Genomic DNA, 19,579 nt, shown 5'->3' with positions numbered 1-19,579 from the left:
AACTGTATAAAGAGGATTATTCTGTTTTTTAACCGTTGAAATTAAGTCAATTTGAATTTTTAAAGGCTAAAGGAGAATTAAAATGCATCTACAAAGAAGTATACCTGAAATTCAAGGGGTTCCGTCGAAGTCGATAATATCTTTTTTAGATTCTATAAAAAGAGAAAAAATAGAGTTACATAGTTTAATGCTTGTAAGAAACGGAAATATCATTGCTGAAGGAGCATGGTCACCCTATGATTTAAATAAGAAACATGAAATGTTTTCCATTACCAAAAGCATTACCTCAACTGCTGTTGGTTTTGCTATTGAAGAAAATATTCTTTCATTAGATGATAAAGTTGTGTCGTTCTTTCCCGAATATAGCGATCTTGACATGGATGAAAAAATGAGTACGATGACTGTACGTCACCTACTAACTATGACGTCTGGATATATCGAAAACATTCCTGGCAGTACAGAACTTAGTCAAATAGAAGGCAGCTGGGTCAAAGAATTTTTAGAATTGCCGTTAACATATGAGCCTGGCACAAAATTTGTTTATAATAGTGCCTCAAGCCACATCTTATCAGCAATCGTATCTAAAGTGACAAAACAGAATCTTTCTGAGTACTTAGAACCACGTTTATTTGGTCCTCTTAACATTAAAGGTTACACTTGGGATACCGACCTTGAAGGAAACAACACAGGAGGCTGGGGAATGCGCCTGAAAACAGAAGATGTGGCTAAGTTTGGACAATTTTATTTACAAAAGGGAATTTGGGAAGGTAAACAACTGCTTTCTCAGGATTACATTGAACAAGCATCCTCTTTTCAAGTTTCAAGTACTCACCATTCGGATGATGTCGATACGCAACAAGGTTATGGCTTTCAGTTTTGGAGGAGTCGTTATGGTGCTTATCGAGCAGTAGGTATGTTTGGACAAATTTGTATCGTTCTCCCACAGCAAAACGCTGTTTTTGTTGTCACTTCAGGTACAGAAAGAAAACAAGAGATATTGGATATATTTTGGAAAACTGTATATCCGAATTTTATATCGGGAAAACTAACAGAAAGCACCCAAGAAAAAAAATATTTAGAGATGCGTCTCAATAATTTAACTCTCTTTCCAAAACAACCACATTCAAGTTCTCCTAAAGAAAATAAAGTTTCAGGAAAACAGTACAGAATGAAAGCGAACGCTGATAATGTACATTTTGTAGAATTTAACTTTTCTTATAATTCATGCCTTTTTAAGTTAGTCGACAACACTGGCGAGCACCAAATAGAGTGTGGGCTTGAGAGTTGGATTGAACAAAAGACTACAATGCCAGGAGCTACCTTACACCTTTTACAACAACCTGCTGATTTGCCAGTGAAGGCGAGAGGATTTTGGAAAGATGAAACAACTTTTGTCATGACGTGGACATTTTTCCAGATGTCATTTACTGATACAATTACATGTTGTTTTGAAGGGCACCAACTTATTTTAATGCGGTCAGTTAACGATCATGGGCCCTACCCAGCAGAGCGACCAACTATAATTGGAAAGATTAATTAAAATAGTAAGGCAATCCACCCGAGACTCCTAATATTATTATTATGACAGTAATATTCCGCAACATTAACACTACATTTGGTTTTGAAAAAAACATGATATATAACACTTGATGGATGTTGGTAACACTTGAGTATACTATATACACTTCAATGGTAAGGATAAGGTCGGAGTAAGGAAAATGGAGGAGGGTTTATACATTAAACTCTCTTTCCACACAAAATGCTAATAAGCCTATAAAATTAACGTTGATTTTTATATACCGACCACCAGTTTAATATCTTTAATAATGAATTTGAATGTACAATTTGATTAAAGTACAAAAATCACATAACAAAAAAAGAAGTGTAAACACACACTTACCTACATACGCCTGTAGTTTTGTTTAAATTTTAATAGCCCCAAAACTGCCCCAATCTCGCCCCAAATTAATACTTTTTAATGCATTCTATTACATTTATAGAATCAGAATGTGTTTGTATATTTTTATAGAACTTTAATTTATAAATCGATTTCTAATATAATCGGACAGTGGTCGCTGCCCATGATATCAGGGTTTGTAGTTGAATCCTGTACTTTTCCAATCAGTCGTTCAGACACAATAAAGTAGTCAATGCGCCAGCCAATATTCCGCTCTCGCACCGTCTTCATATAAGACCACCGTGTAGAGAAAAACATTTTGTATAACTAACAGTTGACTCCTAAATTCTTTTTTACACGAATTTTACACAAAAAGATCAGTAAATGTTGATATGTCAGCACTTTGCCCCTTATAATATACGTCTGCCGGGGGCGTTAGTTTTTTCTTTAATCGCTAGGGTTACATGTTTTTCTAAGCAATCTTTTCAATTAGAATGACAGTTCTATTTCCAAATCATCACCAATTGTTTCAAAATCTTCATCATGTGCTCCATTTATTATCAGTTTTACCTTTTCTATTTCTTCAGCAGGTGTGTCCAGCATGAATAAAACATTTCCTTCCTGGTTTGTAGGACCATAAAATTCACCGCCAACAGAATCAGAAAAGAAAAGATCTGCGTCTACTTGATCACCAGCATTTGTCGTCAATACTGCTTGATCCGGGTACCAGGAAAGAGTATCTTCACTTGTATTCTCAGCTTTCATATCTACTGAAATCATGGTAACTTCATCTTTGTCATCAAACATATCTTTAAATTCATCACTTACAACTAGATTTCCGGATTGAATCGAATGAATCGTAAGCTCCATTGGCCCGCTGTCATACGTTTCGTTCAAATCCATATTTTGATTTACCATTGTAAAGGATCCAAGTTCATTCTCTGTTGTCTCTCCTTCCGAGCTGTCACCGTTATCCTTTTCACCTTCTTCAGATTCAGTTCCTTCTGTATTTTCTTCATTTGTCGTCTCTTCTATGTTATCTTCAGTTGTTGTATTATCTTCCGAAGATCCATCAGCTTCATCTCCACATGCTGCAAGAATAGTTGCTATCATGACTGTCAGAAACAACATAAATAATTTCTTCATCACTAATTTCCCCTTTTCTAATTATTTTTCAACAACTTATAGTTTAGCAAATTAGATATACATTTTTTTGTATGCCTTTTATTCAATTTTAAAGAAATTATCAATAAATCCCTTTGCTAAAAAATTTAAACTTTTTTCTTTAAAATTGTCACAAAATGTTCTAAAATAAGAATCACGTACAAATCATGTGAAAAATTTTATTACAGCATGGCAGATCAATCGCCTTTCTTACATCTGATTAACATCATGGGAAGGCTATAGGAAAAAGATTTGCACCTTTGGAAACGATTTCAACTAAAAGATGAGGTGATTAGATGGAGACAAAAAGAATACCGGCAAGAGCAGGGAATCATAATCTGAAAGACTATGAAAAAATGCGGGAAACTTTTTCATGGGATGATGTGAAGAAGCATTTTTCCTGGAATGAGACAGGGAAAGTAAACATGGCCCATGAAGCAGTCGACCGGCATGCTGAGGATCCGAACAAAGTGGCATTACTGTATTCTTCTCCGGACAGGGAAGAGGAAGTAACATTCAGCGAGCTTCGGGACAGGAGCAATCAGTTCGCCAATGTACTCAAGAAATATGATATCAAAAAGGGTGACCGTGTCTTTTTGTTTATGCCGAGGAGCCCAGAGTTTTACGCAGCTTTTTTTGGCATTTTAAAAACCGGTGCCATTGCAGGGCCATTATTTGAAGCATTTATGGAACAGGCTGTACGTGATCGTCTGGAAGATAGTGAAGCAAAAATGCTTATTACTACGCCTGATTTATTATATCGTGTTCCACAGGCTGACCTGCCTCACTTGGAGAAAGTTGTCCTTATAGGGGAAAGTAAGGAAAGCGGAGATCAATATATTGATTTTCAAAAAGAAATGGAAGCAGCTTCTACGGATTTTTCCATCGAGTGGGTGGATCTGGAGGATGGGATGCTGATTCACTATACATCCGGCTCCACCGGGAAGCCAAAAGGGATTTATCATGTGCATAACGCTATGATTCAGCAGTATGCGACCGGCGAATGGGTGCTTGATTTAAAAGAAGATGATGTTTATTGGTGTACAGCTGATCCTGGCTGGGTAACCGGCACCAGCTACGGCATTTTCGCCCCGTGGCTGCATGGGGTAACCAATGTGGTACGCGGAGGGCGTTTTACGCCGGATGACTGGTATGGAACATTGGCAAATTACAATGTTACCGTCTGGTACACAGCGCCCACAGCATTGCGTAAGCTGGTTAGTGCCGGGGAGGAAGCGGTGAAACGACATGACTTGTCTTCTTTACGTCATATTTTAAGTGTGGGAGAGCCATTGAATCCGGAAGTTATCACATGGGGACTGGAGGCATTCGGCCTGCGTATTCACGATACATGGTGGATGACAGAAACTGGTGCACATTTGGTTGTAAACTTTCCGTCTATGGAAATCCGCTCCGGATCGATGGGTAAACCAATTCCGGGTGTGGAAGCTTCCATCGTGGATCAGGAAGGAAATGAGCTTGGCCCCAATCAGATGGGGAATCTGGCGATCAAAGAAGGCTGGCCGGCGATGATGCGTGCCGTTTGGAATAACCAGAGCAAATTTGAAAGCTATTTTGTTAATGGCTGGTATGTATCCGGGGACAGCGCGTATAAGGATGAAGATGGCTATTTCTGGTTCCAGGGACGCCTGGATGATGTGATTAATACTTCCGGGGAACGTGTCGGTCCGTTTGAAGTGGAAAGTAAACTAATTGAACATCCGGCTGTAGCAGAAGCAGGTGTTATCGGAAAACCGCATCCTGAACGCGGAGAAATTGTAAAAGCGTTTATCACGCTAAATGAGGGATATGAGAAGTCAGAGGAGCTGCTTGAAGAAGTCCGGCAATTTGTAAAAACCGGATTGAGTGCCCATGCGGCACCAAGAGAGCTGGAAGTGAAGGATTCCATTCCGAAAACTAGGAGCGGCAAGATCATGCGCCGCCTGTTAAAGTCATGGGAGCTTGGGCTGCCGACTGGGGATACTTCTACTTTGGAAGAATGATAAGTCTATTTATAATAAAACTTCCACCTTACAATGTGAGGGTGGAAGTTTTTAGTTAACTTTAATAAATCTTTCTGTTACTTTCTTTTATGTTCATCTTGTTTTTCAAGCACAAACAAGGCAGGATTCACACCCTTCAAACTCAAAGGATAAGATTCCAGACAAAAAAAGCCAAATCGTTTTGCCTCCCAAATCAATTGATTGACACTCTCAGACAAAATAACAGCTCTTCCGTTCGGTTTTAAGACTCTACATAATTCAATCATCATATGGCGATTGAACAATTCTAAATCCTCGTCAGGGGAAATTTGTCTTCCAAATGGAAGGTTAGTTACAATTTTATCGACACAACTATTAGAAAAAGGCAATTTCCGTGCATCCCAAACATTAATTTGTACATTTAAATCATCAAGATTACTCTTAGCAACCTTTGTGACTGCTTCAGATAAATCTCCACCAACTATCTGATTTGCAGGGTATGTGGCTCTTTCAGACAAAATGGTGCCTGAACCGCAACAAGGGTCTACGAAAATATCTGTCGGTTCAGGGTCTGACAACCACACCATCGCATGAGCCACAGTAGGAAGCAATGATGCACGGGAGAACCGTCGTGTCTGATTACGAAACCGAAAAGTCGCATCGGTAAGCCGGAGTGAAAAAATTACATGATGATGTTCAATGTCGAGTCGGAATTCTATCTCGTGATTTTGAGGCGTTCCCATGTTCCAATCAGGGTAACGCTTATTTATACCCTCCATTGCTTTTTCTGCTGCTTCAAAACGACTATAGGTTTGTTTTCCTTTACGGCTTGCATTTACCCAGAATAAATCTTTATGATCAATAAAACCCAAATCCAATTGGGATATTCGCTCACTTACTTGAGGTAAGCGCTTTTTATGTGGACCAATTTGAAATTGATCAATTACTTGAAACAAGTTATCTGCCGACCTTAAAGAACTTAAGCATGTAAAAGACTCAGCTGTGGTAAAGAAAACCTTCCCTCTATTTATTTGAATTATTTCAGAATCACTCACCTTGTTGTTAATTTCATTTGATAAAACGTATTCTAATCCAGGCAATACGCTCGCAAAATAAAGAGTCATACTAACGCCTCCAATTTTTTGAACGCCGTTTTAGGAACACAAAAAAGCCGTGAATGAACCACCCTAAGATTCATCACGACTTTCTGTAAACTTTATTTATAAACTGTTTTTACACGTGAATGCAGACAGTATATTTAACGGCATTATGATGATTTAGTTCATTGACTTCTGATACTCGAAAAGTGCACAACAAATTGACCCCGTTTATCAAGGGATTTCTTCAAGTATCATGGTTATTCAATTTGTGATTATCGAATAACTGTCAAGAACACTGCCATCATCATGATTAGAATACCTCCACTCATTTAATATTACTATAATTCTAAAACATCGGATTAAAAAAATCAATAATTTATCGTCTTAATTTTTCTTTCCAATAACGTAAGCTGCTTTTATAATTTATAGTATGAACTGCTGTAAGTTCACTCCCGGATTAAACCAACAATCTTTTAATTAAAAGGATAGGGCTGTTCAGTTCTTTTTATTTTTACCTATTGACCTTTACGCAACGTAAAGGTATATGATAGCAAATGTCAGGAGGTAACCATATGGAATATACCGTTCAAAAACTGGCCCGGCTTTCAGGGGTAAGCGGCCGCACACTCCGTTATTATGATCAAATTGATCTGTTAAAGCCGGCAAGAATTAATTCCTCCGGTTATCGGATTTACGGGCAAGAGGAAGTAGATAAGCTGCAGCAAATATTATTTTTCCGTGAATTGGAAGTGAGTCTGGAAGAAATCAGGAGAATTATCAGCGACCCGGCGTATAACGAAGCAGAAGCATTGCAGCTGCACTATAAAAAACTTGCGGAAAAGCGTGACCGGCTGGACAGATTGATGAAGACAGTGGAAAAAACTATTACAAGCAAAAAAGGAGGAAATTCCATGCAGGATAAAGAAAAATTTGAAGGCTTCAAGGATCAACTTATTGATGAAAATGAACAAAAGTATGGAAAGGAAATCCGGGATAAATATGGGGACGAAACCATTGATGCCAGCAATGCCAAACTGCGGGGCATGACGGAAAAAGATTTTGACAGGATGAAAGAACTGGGAAGTGAAATTCTCGAATCGCTGAAAGAGCTGGTTAAGACAGGTGATCCAGCGTCTGAAGCAGCACAGGAAATGGCGGTCAAACATAAAGAATGGCTCATGTATTACTGGAATGACTATTCCAAAGAAGCCCATGCAGGTTTGGCTGAAATGTATGTTGCCGATGAGCGTTTTGCCGCTTATTATGATAAAGCTGCAAATGGTGCGGCAAAATTTTTACGGGATGCCATTTTGGTTTATACCGATAACAAATAAAATTAATCTGGAATGCTCTACGGATAATCAAAAAAAGGGTGACAGGAATGAAAATAATAATTGAAGACACAATGGAACAATATGAAAAATTGTTTTCCATGGAAGAAGATAGAGAAGATTTCTATCGGTATTCCATGATGAAGCCTTTCGAAAAGATGTGGAATACAATTAATGTACCGTTAAAGGCTAAGCAGCCCAACGGTTATGACGTACTAATGGCAACAAATATGCTTGGCTATCTTCATTTATCGGATACTAAAACTGGAAGAAAAGCCTTAGAGAAGTTGAAAGAAATTCAGGCTCTTCAAACTGCAAATAGCACCTTGAATGATTGTGTTGATTTTATTGATAAAAATAATCTAAATATAAATGCTGATGAATTGATATTTGGTATGTATATAGCTGATCCGAAAAAGCTCGAGTTACAAAAAGGTTATTGTGGCTTTGGAGGTATACCAGGATTTATTCAAGTATCTATTTACCCCAACTCCTATAATACTCCAAGACTTCCTACTGTAATTGCACATGAATTTCATCATAATATTCGTTTTTCCTATTTCGATTGGGATCATGGAGACGTTACTGTGGGGGATTACTTGGTTATAGAGGGTTTGGCAGAGTCATTTACAAAAGAGCTTTATGGAGACAACCTTTTAGGACCTTGGGTTACTTCTTTTGATACAGGGGACTTAGAATACTCAAAGGAAGTAATAAAAGATTCATTAGATGTGAGAGGCTTTGCTGAGGTTAGCAGTTACATGTTTGGTGACACTATTGCAAAAGAACAAGGTTATCAACCTGTTGGATTATCACCATTTGCAGGATATGCGGTCGGATACCAAGCAGTACAATCCTTTATGAAAATCAATAATGTAGGGATAGAGGAAGCTACCTTACTTGGTACAGATGAAATACTAAGTAATAGTGGAGTTTTTTAAAAATAACACTATTAAATGGATTGCTATCAATCAATATATGAGAAAATTTCGGTGATTACTGTTCCACATTGTTAAAGCGGTGAAATGGATTTTAACTCACCCTCAAACTATTATCTGGATTACTATGTTTTACACATGTCCAAATAGGAAATACAAATATTGTAACCCAAAAGAAAGGAGCCGATATGCAATGGCTAAAAAAATAGCAACCGTAATTACAGATATGTTTGAAGACGTAGAATATACAGATCCGGCGAAAGCATTTCAAGATGCAGGACATGAAGTAATTACCATTGAAAAAGAAAAAGGTAATAAAGTAACCGGAAAAAATAATGAAGCAGAAGTAAACATTGATGAAGGTATTGACAATGTAGATCCGAACGATTTCGATGCCTTATTTATTCCAGGAGGTTTCTCTCCGGATATGCTGCGCGCAGATGACCGTTTCGTGACATTTGCAAAGCATTTTATGGATGAGAAAAAACCGGTAGTAACCCTTTGTCATGGCCCGCAGCTTTTAATTACCGCGAAGGCACTGGAAGGCAGAACAGCTACAGGCTTTAAATCCATCTTGGTGGATATGGAATATGCCGGGGCAGATGTAAAAGATGAAGAAGTAGTTGTTTGCCAGAATCAATTAGTTACAAGCCGTGATCCGAACGATCTCCCGGCATTTAACAAAGAAGCATTAAATGTTTTAAATCAATAGTAGAAAAAAAGCCTGGGACAGAACCTGAGGAAACACTGAAAAGACGAACAATCTACTATGGCAGCTCCGGAAATATACGTAGACTCCGGCGGGAGAAAAGGCATCGGTGAGACCCCGGAGTGCTTTAATAATGAAGGCTGACTAAAACCGCCCTTTGCGGGCAACGTCGGCATACCCCTTGTCGGGGCAAGGAGGATCACCAGCCGCCCGCGGCAAAGAAGACACACTGAAAGCGAGCGTCCAAAGGGAGTTTGAAGTGATGTCGCACTTGTGCAGTGGTGAAAGCGTAGTATATTTCCGGAGCGGTTTTTAAGTGCCATTTTAGTGATATTCGGATTTTTGTTTACTTCAATTGTTCTGTCCCGGCCTTTTCTTTATTCCAATTTTGTTATTTCAAAATTATCCTCGAGCAGAAGCCAATTCTGCGGAAAAGCCAAACCCAATTTCCAATACGCAATTCCCAGTAAATCCAATTCCTTAATCAAATCAAATTTCGCTTGGATGGATCTTGCATCTTCAAACCAAACCTCGTGCTCGTTCCCCGCGTCATCCGTATATACGAAAAATGGTGCCTGTGCTGTCTCGTCATATTGAATCTGAGCATTATTTTCCCTGGCAATCGTAATTGCTTGCTGTGGACTAATTGCACGCGCAGCCTCGCCTCCTTCTACAAAAGGAAGTGTCCAATCATAGCCATATAAATTTTGCCCTAATATGATCTTTTCAGCAGGCATTTCCGTTAATGCATATTCCACCACTTGTCTCACTTGGTCGATCGGAGAAACAGCCATTGGCGGACCGTAGCTATACCCCCATTCATAGGTCATCAATACAACAAAATCGGCAATTTCCCCATGTGCAGCATAATCATGTGCTTCATACCACTGTCCGGTCTGTTCAGCACTTGTTTTCGGTGCAACTGCAGTGGACATGAGTAATCCTGCTTGGGATAGTCGATCTTTCGCATTTTGTAAAAATTGATTATATGCTTCCCTGTCCGCTGCCGGCAAAAATTCAAAATCGAAATGCACATCTCTATACCCTATTTCCTGGGCAATGTTTATAATTTGATCAAGCAATGTATTCTGGACAGCCTGCACAGTTAATATGATATGCCCCAGCTCCGCACTAAACTGCCCCTCTTCCAGATTGGTGACAACGAGCATTAATGCTGTATCGTTTGCATTTGCTGTCTCCACCAGACCATTTAGGGGCGGCGGTGTTAATGTGCCATCCCGATTGACCTGGTAGCTGAATATAGCAAGAAACGTAAGGTATGGGGTGGCTTTCGCAGCCGCATTTTCCAGTGTTTCCGAGACAGTTTCGCCAATTGGTTCAATGTACGCATTCGATTGAATCGCACGCTTTTCCTGGGGTGGTATATATAACCGGAGACCGATAGGAAGTATATTATTTACAGGAATCGCATTAATCTGGGCAAGTTCCTGATAAGACATACTGAATGCTTGAGCAATGGAATATAAACTGTCCCCCGGCTGTACAAAATAATATTGGCCGGTAATCGGTATAACGAGCGTTTGACCGACTACTAATTGATCAGGTGTCTCCAATTCATTTGCATCTGTAATTGCTTGGATGGATATATCGTATGTATTGGCAATTTGAAACAACGTCTCCCCTTGTTGTATAACATGAATTTGCAAAAAAATCCCTCCTTCATAAAAGAATTGCTGCTTACATTTTATGAGGAGGGAGCCTTGGATATGTCACAAATTAAAATGGATCGATGTTTGCTTTCATCACGGAGTTCATTAAATACAGGGCATATTCGTTATTCTCTTTTTCCTCGGATGCCATACAATTTTTTGGTATATGCATATCATACTGGTACATATAAGCGTCCTTTGCGGTAAACAAAATACAAATATCCCCGGCAATACCTCCTATCATGAGGTTTGTCCGATTCAGCTCAATCAGAAGGGATTGAAGTGGTGTCTGAAAAAACGCAGAATGCTGCGGTTTGATAAAAAAGTAATCTTTATCATCCGGTTTCAGCGCGTCAATTACTTCTTCACTTCTCTCATTTTTACAATGATCGATAATTTTTTGAAAGTCTGCTTGCCACAGGCCATAATGGTCATTAATATATATGATAGGCAGATGATTTTCCTTTGCAAATTTTCGCAGTTTAATCAGGTTTGGCAGGATTTCTTTCGTATGCTTTTGCAGGTGTTCTCCACCTTTAAAATCGAAATCATTAATAATATCTACGAAAAGAACAGCCGTATTTGCGAATGAATTTTCCATAATTGCCTCCTTGGTACGTTTAGTGAGGAAAAAAACGTTATAATAGGTTGTTCAAAAAGTCCGGTAAAAATGACACGTCGAATTTCTTCGTTGGCTTGTTTTTGCGCTACTCATGTATCTAAATACATACATTCCGTTGCTCAAAACTGCCCCGCCTCGAACTTCTCGGTCCTTTTTATCCTCCTTTTTGAACACGCACTATAATATATACGTTATCCTTTTTGTCTTTTTTTAAAACTTTATCATAAAGTGATGTGATCATAATGACAGATGAAAAATATATGCAAATAGCGATAGAACAGGCAAAAGAGGCTTTGAAATATGACGAGGTGCCGATTGGGGCAATTATTGTTTATGAGGATAATATCATTGGGACAGGTTATAATTTACGGGAAACTTCCCAAACCACGTTGTCCCATGCAGAGCTGATTGCCATCCAGATGGCAAATGAAAAGATAGGAAGCTGGCGTCTGGAGGATTGCATCCTCTATGTTACTTTAGAGCCTTGTCCGATGTGTGCAGGGGCTATTTTGCAGTCTCGTATAAAGCGGGTGGTGTATGGTGCTCCGGATCCAAAGGCGGGAAGTGTCCATTCGTTAATGAACTTGCTTGAAGATAAGCGTTTTAATCATCAGGCTGAGGTGACTTCTGGTGTTTTGGACAAGGAATGCGGGGAGCTGCTGAAGGATTTTTTTAAGGAGTTGCGGGAGAGGAGAAGGAAAGGATAAATAACAAACAAAAAAAGCTCAGATTTGATTTCGAGCTTTTTAAAATGCTGTGAATTTACTATTTTATTCAGGAATCTTTTATTTAACTGATCATTTCCTCGACATCAATTCCTGTTTTCAGAATTTGATCAACAATACCCAAGCGTTCGTCATATTCTTTTCCGGTGAATGCGATTGGTGCCAAATCCAGATCAAACTCCTGGGCTTGAATAAGTAAGTAAGTTGTTCCTTCTACCCTTAATACATTCTCGAAGTATTCGGAAAATATTGCCAAATCTATATCGCTATCTTCATGGTATGTACCGTTAGCAAACGAGCCAAATAGAACTGCTTTTTTTACAGGAATATCTGCGGAAATTTTAGATAAAAAAAGCCTAATGGATTCTATAACTTTCGGAGGGATTCCAGCCATGTAAACACCTCCCGGGATTTTTTCAAAACTTCCTCAGCCTTTTCTTTCCTTATCGTATGAGACAGTTTCTCACGGTAAGAAGGATATCGATCCGATATATAGTATGCTAAAAGCTCTGCAAAAAAAGGTGCATATTCGTTTTCTTTCTTTATAAACGCCTCGTCTTTTTGTTCAGAATCAAATGCTTTTTTAAAAACGGAATAAATATTATGTGTTCTGGGTGCTTCTTCTCCTTGTTTTAAAACATGAATACCTTTGGTGAGTTTTCAATCGCTTGTTGACACATGAACACCACATAAAGATAACGACCAGTCTGATACATGGCTTCCGCAGTATCTAAATCATACTTCGCTATGTCCTTCCAATGTTCAAATTTTTCGGTATCGTTCACGCTTTTCCCACCTTTTAACATCATTTTTTTAATTATAGCATTAAATGGGTAAGGAATAAATTCTTTCATAAAAACCTCAATAAAGTTATAACCATAGGAGATTGGTGAAATTTCATTGTTTGTCGCTTATAGGCAGATGGATGGACAAGGAACAATTTACAGTATACTTAGGATGAGGACCATTTATAAGAAGGTCCTCTAACTGGAAGTGATATTTTCACCAGTCTTATAGAGATAAAATTTAAATGCCGATAGTGTACCTGGGTATTCCTATTGTTTTCTGATTTCCAAAAAATCCCTTATTGCATTTTCAGTGAGACATGTTATAATGAAGAATGCCGTGCTAAGCGGGGAGGTAGCGGTGCCCTGTACTCGCAATCCGCTATAGCGAGGTCGAATTCCCATCTGAGGTGAGGCAGCTTTATGGTCTGCCTTAACGGATTGGTGTTGACGATCAGGTCCTGCGCAACAGAAACCCATGAATTCTGTCAGGTCCGGAAGGAAGCAGCAGTAAGTGGTTATTTCTGTGTGCCGCAGGGTTACCTGATCCGAGCCATGAAATTAAGTAACGCACAGGGCTGTCACATCGATGATGGGTGCACGGCTTACATATCTCTATTATCCCTTTACCAAAAGTTCAATTGGTAGAGGGATTTTTAGTTATCCAGAAATGATAAAATGTCATAATTATTTAGTTTAATCCCTCTCTTACACCATTTTGCTCACCATTCTTGTCTAATTTTATATTCTTTTGACTTTGATTGTCGAATGTATTGATTTTTTATGTGAAATAGGGATAATTACTCATGGCTGTGTTTTTCTGGCTACTATAGATAGAAAGGAAAAGGAAATATGGATCAAGGGGTAGTACGAGAAGTACCGAGTGACTTTCATGTGCCAGATAAAATTACAATAAAGAAAAAAGAGATGATTGAACTCGGTGAAAAGTATGGATTACAGGATGAACGAACCATTAAATGCAGTCAGCAGCTCGATCAGCTGCTGAATAAATATATAAATTTGCATTTAAAAAGCGAATTCGTTCTTAAATAAATTTCGCTTAATCCTTTTCATGAACAAAGGCGGAAGCGCCCGGTTATCGACGTACAGACTGGACTGAGCCGTAGGAGATAAAGGAAACATGCCCCCGCATCGGGGGTATGCCGACGTTGACCGGCAAGGTCGTAGTTAGTCGGCCTTCCTTTACCCGTAAGGAGCCGATGTTGACTTATCGCACGGAGGTGAAGGAAGTCTGATAGTCGCTGGGCGTTGGAGCTGGACGTGACTAATCCGATACTAAAAGTATCGGTAGGTTATAATTTTTATAATCTCCTAAGCATCTAAGAAAAAGAGAAATCGGCTGCATGCTGATTTCTCTTTGGCAGCCCCCGCCACTGGTATCTCTTCTCTAAAAATAAACCTCCGAGGTTCACAATCACCCCTTAAATAGAGTATAATAGAAGAAGCTAAAAGAGGGGATTTGGATTATGAGCTATCAGGCGTTATATCGCGTTTGGCGACCAAGACAATTTCAGGATGTAGTTGGACAAACTCATATTACAAGAACGCTGCAAAATGCGATTGTTCAGGAAAAATTTTCTCATGCCTATGTATTTTCCGGTCCTAGGGGGACGGGGAAAACGAGTGCTGCAAAGATTTTTGCGAAAACAATTAATTGTGAGCATTCCCCGGTGAAAGAACCATGTAATGAGTGTACCGCATGCCGCGGTATTCAGGATGGTTCCATTTCTGATGTTATTGAAATTGATGCTGCCTCAAATACGAGTGTAGAAGATATCCGGGAAATTCGTGATAAAGTAAAATATGCTTCCAGTTCTGTTCCATATAAAGTGTATATTATTGATGAAGTGCACATGATCTCCGTAAATGCCTTTAATGCATTGTTGAAAACATTGGAGGAGCCACCACAGCACGTGGTGTTCATTTTAGCCACAACAGAACCGCATAAAATCCCGCTAACGATTCTTTCCAGGTGTCAGCGGTTTGATTTTAAGCCAATCTCCAATCAGACTATTGTAGACCGGATGAAAACGATCCATGATACAGAAAATATAACCGTTTCCCAAGAAGCACTGGAGACAGTTGCTTTAGCAGCGGAAGGCGGCATGCGTGATGCCTTAAGTATTTTGGATCAGGCGATTTCCTACAGTGAAGATACAGTAGAACTGGATGACGTGCTTGCCGTGACAGGCGGTGTTTCCCAGCAAATCCTGACAGATATTGTAAAAGTAATGCATGAAAAAGATGTACAACAAGCATTAACCTTACTGGATGAGCTGATTGCAGGCGGAAAAGACCCTGCCCGCTTCGTCTATGATCTGATCTATTTTATGCGGGATTTGCTGCTGTATAAAAGTGCGCCAAGCCTAGGAGGCCTGCTGGAACGTGCGAGAGTAGATGAAAGCTTTAAAGCACTCACGGAACAAGTTTCCAACGAATGGATTCAGGAATCGATCATGGAGTTAAATCGATGTCAGCAGGAAATAAAATGGACGAATAGTCCAAAGGTATTTATTGAAATTGCTGTTATCACGATTACAAACCGTTATCAAAAACAAGAAACCACCACTCCTGCCACAGATTCTGATACGGTGATCAAGCTGACTTCCAAATTGGATCAGCTCGAAAAAGAAATAGCCGGATTAAAACAGCAATCAGCAGGTAACACACAGCCTGTGCCAAGAAGAGAACCACAAAGAATGCAGTCAAGATCATCGAGGAATAGTTTTAAAGTATCTTATGAAAAAATTCGCAATGTCGTTCAACAGGCAGAAAAGAATTTAAGAAAAGAAATTCAAGGCAAATGGGCTGACTTTTTATCCCAGTTAAAATCGACAAATGCGCCTGCACATGCTACCATTCAGGATAGTAATCCTGTAGCAGCGTCAGATGAAGCAGTTGTCGTAGCTTTCAAATATGAAATTCACTGTTCGCTATTTCTTGATAACCGGCAAACAGTAGAATCGGTATTGGGCAGTGTGATGGGAAAATCATTAACCATTATTCCGATACCTGATGAAGCATGGCAGGAAATGCGCACAGAATATATAAATAAGCAGGAAAAAACAGAAACCAAAGATGAAGGACAAAAAACGGATTCCATTGTAGAGCAAGCCAGAGAGCTTGTCGGAGAGGATTTATTGGAAATCCATGATTAGAGGTTTCGGATTCCTTAGTAGCAATGTAAAATATGAAATGTGTAAATAATAAACGAAAAGGAGTTGTTTCCATGAAGGGTATGGGAAATATGAATAATATGATGAAGCAGATGCAGAAAATGCAAAAGAAAATGGTGAAAGCACAGGATGAGCTTTATGAAATGACGTTTGAAGCCTCTGCCGGTGGTGGAATGGTTACAGTAACTGCCAACGGTAAAAAAGAAATTACCGATGTACAAATTAAGGAAGAGGTTGTAGATCCAGACGATGTTGAAATGCTTCAAGATCTTGTTCTTGCAGCCACCAATGACGTCATTAAACAAGTAGATGATAAAACAAATGAGACAATGGGAGAATTTACAAAAGGAATGAATATGCCGCCGGGAATGATGTAAGTTGGCATATATAAATGATTGATTGGGCTTCATCAGTTCATTCCGGTGATAAGTCTTATTTATCAGTGGCCTTTTATATGCAGTCTGCTCATGTTGCAGATTGCATCGTTGTTCTAGGAGGAACATCATATGTATTATCCAGAACCAATATCCAAATTAATTGACAGCTTTACGAAATTGCCGGGGATCGGGCCAAAAACAGCAGTCCGTCTGGCATTTTTTGTTTTAAATATGAAAGAAGACGATGTGTTAAATTTTGCAAATGCATTAGTTAATGCAAAGCGGCAACTGACACATTGTTCTGTCTGCGGACATATTACAGACGAGGATCCATGTCCGATATGTAAGGATACAACACGCGATTCATCGATTATTTGTGTTGTACAGGATCCAAAAGATGTCATTGCGATGGAAAAAATGAAAGACTACCAAGGAAAATATCATGTCCTGCACGGGTCCATCTCCCCCATGGACGGGATTGGGCCGGAAGATATTAATGTACCTGGGCTGATCAATCGGTTGAAGGATGAGGAAGTGGAAGAGCTAATCCTTGCCACCAACCCGAATATTGAAGGGGAAGCTACGGCAATGTATATCTCCCGACTTGTAAAACCATCAGGAATCCGGACGACAAGAATTGCCCACGGATTACCTGTCGGCGGGGATTTGGAGTATGCAGATGAAGTAACATTATCCAAAGCACTTGAAGGAAGAAGAGATTTGTAGGGTCGGGTGACATGCATGGCTAGAAAAATAAAGAAGAAAGATATGGATGCAGAATTATTAGATGCTATTTTTTCATTGCAATCGGAGTGGAGACGGGTTCAATCCATCATAGACCAAAGTATGGAACCAACAACGAATGGATATCATCAGGCAAAAGTCCTGCAGGCGAATTATTTATTTTTGCTGCGTGAAGCTCGGCACCGTGGTGTAAGTGCGATGAAGATGAAATGATAGATTAGTATATTTATGGCCTGTAATATTTTTCACTATTTATTCCTTTTTGTTAAAAATAAATGGCTTACCGAATATCGATAAGCCATTTCCATACATATTGTTTTATTGAGATAATGCGATTTTTATATGGGCTAAGTGATGCTCTTCATGCCAGGATAGCTTTGCCATTTTTGTTGCCACTGCTATTTCACCGTTTACCTCATGTGTAAAAACTCGATTTAACTGCGCTTCTGTTAAACTATGTCCTAACGAGACGATGCGCTCATTGATACCTTCTAACATGTTGATAGAACTCTCCACCGGAAGCTTTGTATCCGGTTGAATCGCCCACTTATCCTGGTCAAAAGGTGGTACTGTTGGATTCTCATCTGTTAAAGCCAGCTTCAGACGCTGATACATGTTTAACTGAGAGTCAGCGATATGATGAACAAGCTCGCGAACTGTCCAGCTGCCTTCACGATACGTTTTATTTAATTCCTTATCTTTTAAGTCATCAACAGTTTCTCTTAATCGAATCGTGTAAGTGTCAATTTCCTTCAACCATGCTTGAATATGGTCCAATGTTACTTTCTCAGGAACTTGTAATTGTCCAATTGGAAATTTCACGTCCATTTTGAATCCCCCTTGTTCTTATTCATACCCTTTTTATATTTTAACATAGATATCTGATTACCTCATTTAGTGTAGATTACACTGGTTTTATATAGTATCATTTCATCGTTAAGGAATGTAACAGTTAGCGAGGGATTTGTCTGTTGATGATTTACTATCTATTTCTTTATAGTCAGCTTTTGTTACTAAAATTCCTTTAAATATATCAAACAGAAAATCTATTTGCGACTTTTCAAAAAAATAAGCAGCTCTTGCCAGAGTTACCGGTTTATTCACAAAAAGACCAAGTGCTAATGAAGCCTTTGCTTTAGTATCCAGATTCGATCCTTCTAATCCATCAAATAATGGGTAAACCCCTTTAGGTACATTGATTTGAAAAGCGTCGGCTGTATAAAATGGTACCCCCTAAAATTTATTGTAACCAACCTCTTTCAAAGACCTCCTTATTAAAAGCTCTTGTGGACTTGTTCCATTTTATTGTTATTCACTTTTTTCTGCGCTCGCCAAGTATTAATCATACTAGGAACACCGGCTAACATACTTATCATAAAACTCCATCCAACATAGCGCCAATCTCCTGTGAAGATCGACACTCCTATAAAAAAAATTAGCTGCCCAACCAGTGCAAACCACGAAGCTACCCAAGCAAATTTTAAGTTTTCTTTCATGCTTTCACTCCTCATATATCTGAAAAAAATGTAAACCTAATTGACCAATATCAAACCGCTCTTTATTCTCCTGTTTTCATCATTTATTTTATAATACACATTAATAAATGATAAATTATCACTTTGTTTATAATAACAGAAATCAAGCTGATTTCATGCCTTTTCCTGTTCTTTTTTCATGCGCTAACGCATATGTACTATAAAGGGGACAAGGAAAGGAATGGTATATCGTGAGTTCTACAGTCGTTATTACAATCATGGTAGCATTAATTATTTTATTATTAATTGTCGGGGCTCCAGTCAAACCGATGCGTTTTATTGGCCATACAACGATTAAGCTTGGGATAGGCATATTATTTTTGTTTTTCGTAAATGTATTCGGGGGAGCGATTGGTTTACATATCCCAATAAACTTATTCACGGTTGTTGTTTCCGGTTTTCTAGGTTTATTTGGCGTAGGTTCACTGGCAGCCATCCATTTATTTATTATTCCTTGATTAATAACATTAAAGTTTTTTAGTTTCCCTGCATAAAATACGTTAGATTGGGAGATACTAGATTCTAACGGAGGTGGGGACATGGAAAAAATAAATCAACGCTGCGGTATTTGTGAAGAAGAGAAGGCAAGAGGAATTCATTTATATACCATGTTTATCTGTACGGACTGTGAGTATAATATGATTCATACCGAGCCAAGAGAAGAGAAATACAATTACTATCTGCGTAAATTAAAAAATGCAACAAAACCAAAACTATATTCATAGAAATTAAAGTCTTTGTCCGCAAAGGCTTTTTTTGTTGGTGTAAAAATGTCTTGCATATTCATAAATCCTAAAAAAACA

General features: G+C 38.8%; 22 protein-coding genes, 1 other RNA gene and 1 pseudogene. 14 read left to right on the top strand and 10 right to left on the bottom strand.

Annotated elements, in window-relative coordinates; genetic code table 11:
- Positions 1-82: 82 nt before the first annotated feature.
- On the top strand, positions 83-1,540 hold the full coding sequence (locus ACDX78_RS05225; RefSeq protein ID WP_486025933.1) for a serine hydrolase domain-containing protein: 1,458 nt from the start codon (positions 83-85) through the stop codon (positions 1,538-1,540).
- 498 nt (positions 1,541-2,038) lie between these two features.
- Here the strand turns inward: ACDX78_RS05225 and ACDX78_RS05220 are convergent.
- Both ACDX78_RS05220 and ACDX78_RS05215 read right to left on the bottom strand, forming a co-directional pair.
- Positions 2,039-2,203 (bottom strand): annotated as a pseudogene (locus ACDX78_RS05220) (exodeoxyribonuclease III); the annotation flags it as partial.
- A 183-nt stretch (positions 2,204-2,386) separates the two neighbouring features.
- Positions 2,387-3,043, bottom strand: a complete 657-nt coding sequence (locus tag ACDX78_RS05215) for a hypothetical protein (RefSeq protein ID WP_486025931.1) — start codon at positions 3,041-3,043, stop codon at positions 2,387-2,389.
- A gap of 314 nt (positions 3,044-3,357) precedes the next feature.
- Between ACDX78_RS05215 and acsA the strand changes: the two genes are divergently transcribed.
- Positions 3,358-5,064 (top strand): acetate--CoA ligase, encoded by a 1,707-nt coding sequence (acsA, locus tag ACDX78_RS05210; protein WP_486025929.1) that lies wholly within the window; start codon positions 3,358-3,360, stop codon positions 5,062-5,064.
- Positions 5,065-5,141: 77 nt separating this feature from the next.
- On the opposite strand, the gene ACDX78_RS05205 is transcribed toward acsA, so the two are convergent.
- Positions 5,142-6,167, bottom strand: a complete 1,026-nt coding sequence (locus ACDX78_RS05205) for an EmtA family 23S rRNA (guanine(2470)) methyltransferase (protein WP_486025927.1) — start codon at positions 6,165-6,167, stop codon at positions 5,142-5,144.
- A gap of 548 nt (positions 6,168-6,715) precedes the next feature.
- Here ACDX78_RS05205 and ACDX78_RS05200 point away from each other — a divergent pair.
- From ACDX78_RS05200 to ACDX78_RS05190, 3 genes are all read left to right on the top strand, one after another.
- Positions 6,716-7,477 carry a MerR family transcriptional regulator gene (locus tag ACDX78_RS05200; RefSeq protein ID WP_486025926.1) on the top strand — a complete coding sequence of 254 codons (762 nt, stop codon included), beginning with the start codon at positions 6,716-6,718 and terminating at the stop codon, positions 7,475-7,477.
- Between the two features lie 47 nt (positions 7,478-7,524).
- Positions 7,525-8,415: a DUF2268 domain-containing putative Zn-dependent protease gene (locus tag ACDX78_RS05195; RefSeq protein WP_486025925.1), complete on the top strand. Its 891-nt coding sequence runs from the start codon at positions 7,525-7,527 to the stop codon at positions 8,413-8,415.
- A gap of 190 nt (positions 8,416-8,605) precedes the next feature.
- Complete coding sequence (locus ACDX78_RS05190; protein WP_486025924.1) at positions 8,606-9,124, top strand: type 1 glutamine amidotransferase domain-containing protein; 519 nt, start codon at positions 8,606-8,608, stop codon at positions 9,122-9,124.
- 374 nt (positions 9,125-9,498) lie between these two features.
- On the opposite strand, the gene ACDX78_RS05185 is transcribed toward ACDX78_RS05190, so the two are convergent.
- Both ACDX78_RS05185 and ACDX78_RS05180 read right to left on the bottom strand, forming a co-directional pair.
- The gene (locus ACDX78_RS05185) at positions 9,499-10,788 is read right to left on the bottom strand and encodes a LysM peptidoglycan-binding domain-containing protein (RefSeq protein WP_486025922.1); all 1,290 of its coding nucleotides are present in this window, start codon (positions 10,786-10,788) and stop codon (positions 9,499-9,501) included.
- Between the two features lie 70 nt (positions 10,789-10,858).
- Entirely contained in the window at positions 10,859-11,392 is a 534-nt protein-coding gene (locus tag ACDX78_RS05180; protein ID WP_486025921.1) for a cysteine hydrolase family protein, read from the bottom strand.
- A 263-nt stretch (positions 11,393-11,655) separates the two neighbouring features.
- On the opposite strand from ACDX78_RS05180, the gene tadA reads away from it, so the two are divergent.
- A complete protein-coding gene (gene tadA, locus ACDX78_RS05175) occupies positions 11,656-12,120 on the top strand; it encodes a tRNA adenosine(34) deaminase TadA (protein WP_486025919.1) in 465 nt (154 codons plus the stop codon).
- Positions 12,121-12,202: 82 nt separating this feature from the next.
- Here the strand turns inward: tadA and ACDX78_RS05170 are convergent, their stop codons facing one another.
- Genes ACDX78_RS05170 through ACDX78_RS05160 form a run of 3 tightly spaced genes read right to left on the bottom strand, consistent with a single transcriptional unit; the run spans position 12,203 to position 12,992 of the window.
- Positions 12,203-12,532: a nucleotidyltransferase domain-containing protein gene (locus ACDX78_RS05170; RefSeq protein WP_486025917.1), complete on the bottom strand. Its 330-nt coding sequence runs from the start codon at positions 12,530-12,532 to the stop codon at positions 12,203-12,205.
- The gene (locus ACDX78_RS05165) at positions 12,505-12,738 is read right to left on the bottom strand and encodes a HEPN domain-containing protein (RefSeq protein WP_486026155.1); all 234 of its coding nucleotides are present in this window, start codon (positions 12,736-12,738) and stop codon (positions 12,505-12,507) included. Before ACDX78_RS05165 ends, ACDX78_RS05170 begins: the two co-directional genes overlap by 28 nt.
- 32 nt (positions 12,739-12,770) lie before the next feature.
- Positions 12,771-12,992 (bottom strand): HEPN domain-containing protein, encoded by a 222-nt coding sequence (locus ACDX78_RS05160; RefSeq protein WP_486025915.1) that lies wholly within the window; start codon positions 12,990-12,992, stop codon positions 12,771-12,773.
- Positions 12,993-13,261: 269 nt separating this feature from the next.
- Between ACDX78_RS05160 and ffs the strand changes: the two genes are divergently transcribed.
- The 6 genes from ffs (at position 13,262) to ACDX78_RS05130 (ending at position 17,454) form a co-directional block, all read left to right on the top strand.
- Positions 13,262-13,527, top strand: an RNA gene (ffs, locus tag ACDX78_RS05155) — signal recognition particle sRNA large type.
- A 248-nt stretch (positions 13,528-13,775) separates the two neighbouring features.
- On the top strand, positions 13,776-13,976 hold the full coding sequence (locus ACDX78_RS05150; RefSeq protein WP_486025913.1) for a Spo0E family sporulation regulatory protein-aspartic acid phosphatase: 201 nt from the start codon (positions 13,776-13,778) through the stop codon (positions 13,974-13,976).
- A gap of 434 nt (positions 13,977-14,410) precedes the next feature.
- The gene (dnaX, locus tag ACDX78_RS05145; RefSeq protein WP_486025912.1) at positions 14,411-16,102 is read left to right on the top strand and encodes a DNA polymerase III subunit gamma/tau; all 1,692 of its coding nucleotides are present in this window, start codon (positions 14,411-14,413) and stop codon (positions 16,100-16,102) included.
- Between the two features lie 71 nt (positions 16,103-16,173).
- Positions 16,174-16,497: a YbaB/EbfC family nucleoid-associated protein gene (locus ACDX78_RS05140; protein ID WP_486025911.1), complete on the top strand. Its 324-nt coding sequence runs from the start codon at positions 16,174-16,176 to the stop codon at positions 16,495-16,497.
- A gap of 129 nt (positions 16,498-16,626) precedes the next feature.
- Entirely contained in the window at positions 16,627-17,223 is a 597-nt protein-coding gene (gene recR / locus ACDX78_RS05135) for a recombination mediator RecR (protein ID WP_486025910.1), read from the top strand.
- A gap of 15 nt (positions 17,224-17,238) precedes the next feature.
- A complete protein-coding gene (locus ACDX78_RS05130; protein WP_486025908.1) occupies positions 17,239-17,454 on the top strand; it encodes a YaaL family protein in 216 nt (71 codons plus the stop codon).
- 105 nt (positions 17,455-17,559) lie between these two features.
- Here ACDX78_RS05130 and ACDX78_RS05125 read toward each other — a convergent pair whose 3' ends face one another.
- A complete protein-coding gene (locus ACDX78_RS05125; protein ID WP_486025906.1) occupies positions 17,560-18,069 on the bottom strand; it encodes a YfiT family bacillithiol transferase in 510 nt (169 codons plus the stop codon).
- A gap of 446 nt (positions 18,070-18,515) precedes the next feature.
- Complete coding sequence (locus tag ACDX78_RS05120; RefSeq protein WP_486025904.1) at positions 18,516-18,737, bottom strand: hypothetical protein; 222 nt, start codon at positions 18,735-18,737, stop codon at positions 18,516-18,518.
- A gap of 230 nt (positions 18,738-18,967) precedes the next feature.
- Between ACDX78_RS05120 and ACDX78_RS05115 the strand changes: the two genes are divergently transcribed.
- Positions 18,968-19,234 (top strand): pro-sigmaK processing inhibitor BofA family protein, encoded by a 267-nt coding sequence (locus ACDX78_RS05115; RefSeq protein WP_486025903.1) that lies wholly within the window; start codon positions 18,968-18,970, stop codon positions 19,232-19,234.
- Positions 19,235-19,315: 81 nt separating this feature from the next.
- Entirely contained in the window at positions 19,316-19,501 is a 186-nt protein-coding gene (locus tag ACDX78_RS05110; RefSeq protein WP_486025902.1) for a sigma factor G inhibitor Gin, read from the top strand.
- Positions 19,502-19,579: the final 78 nt, after the last annotated feature.

Source organism: Virgibacillus oceani, assembly GCF_041521345.1.
Taxonomy (GTDB): Bacteria; Bacillota; Bacilli; order Bacillales; family Amphibacillaceae; genus Virgibacillus_N; species Virgibacillus_N oceani_A.
The sequence above is the reverse complement of the archived record's forward strand: the minus strand, read 5'-3'. Positions and strand labels throughout refer to the sequence as shown.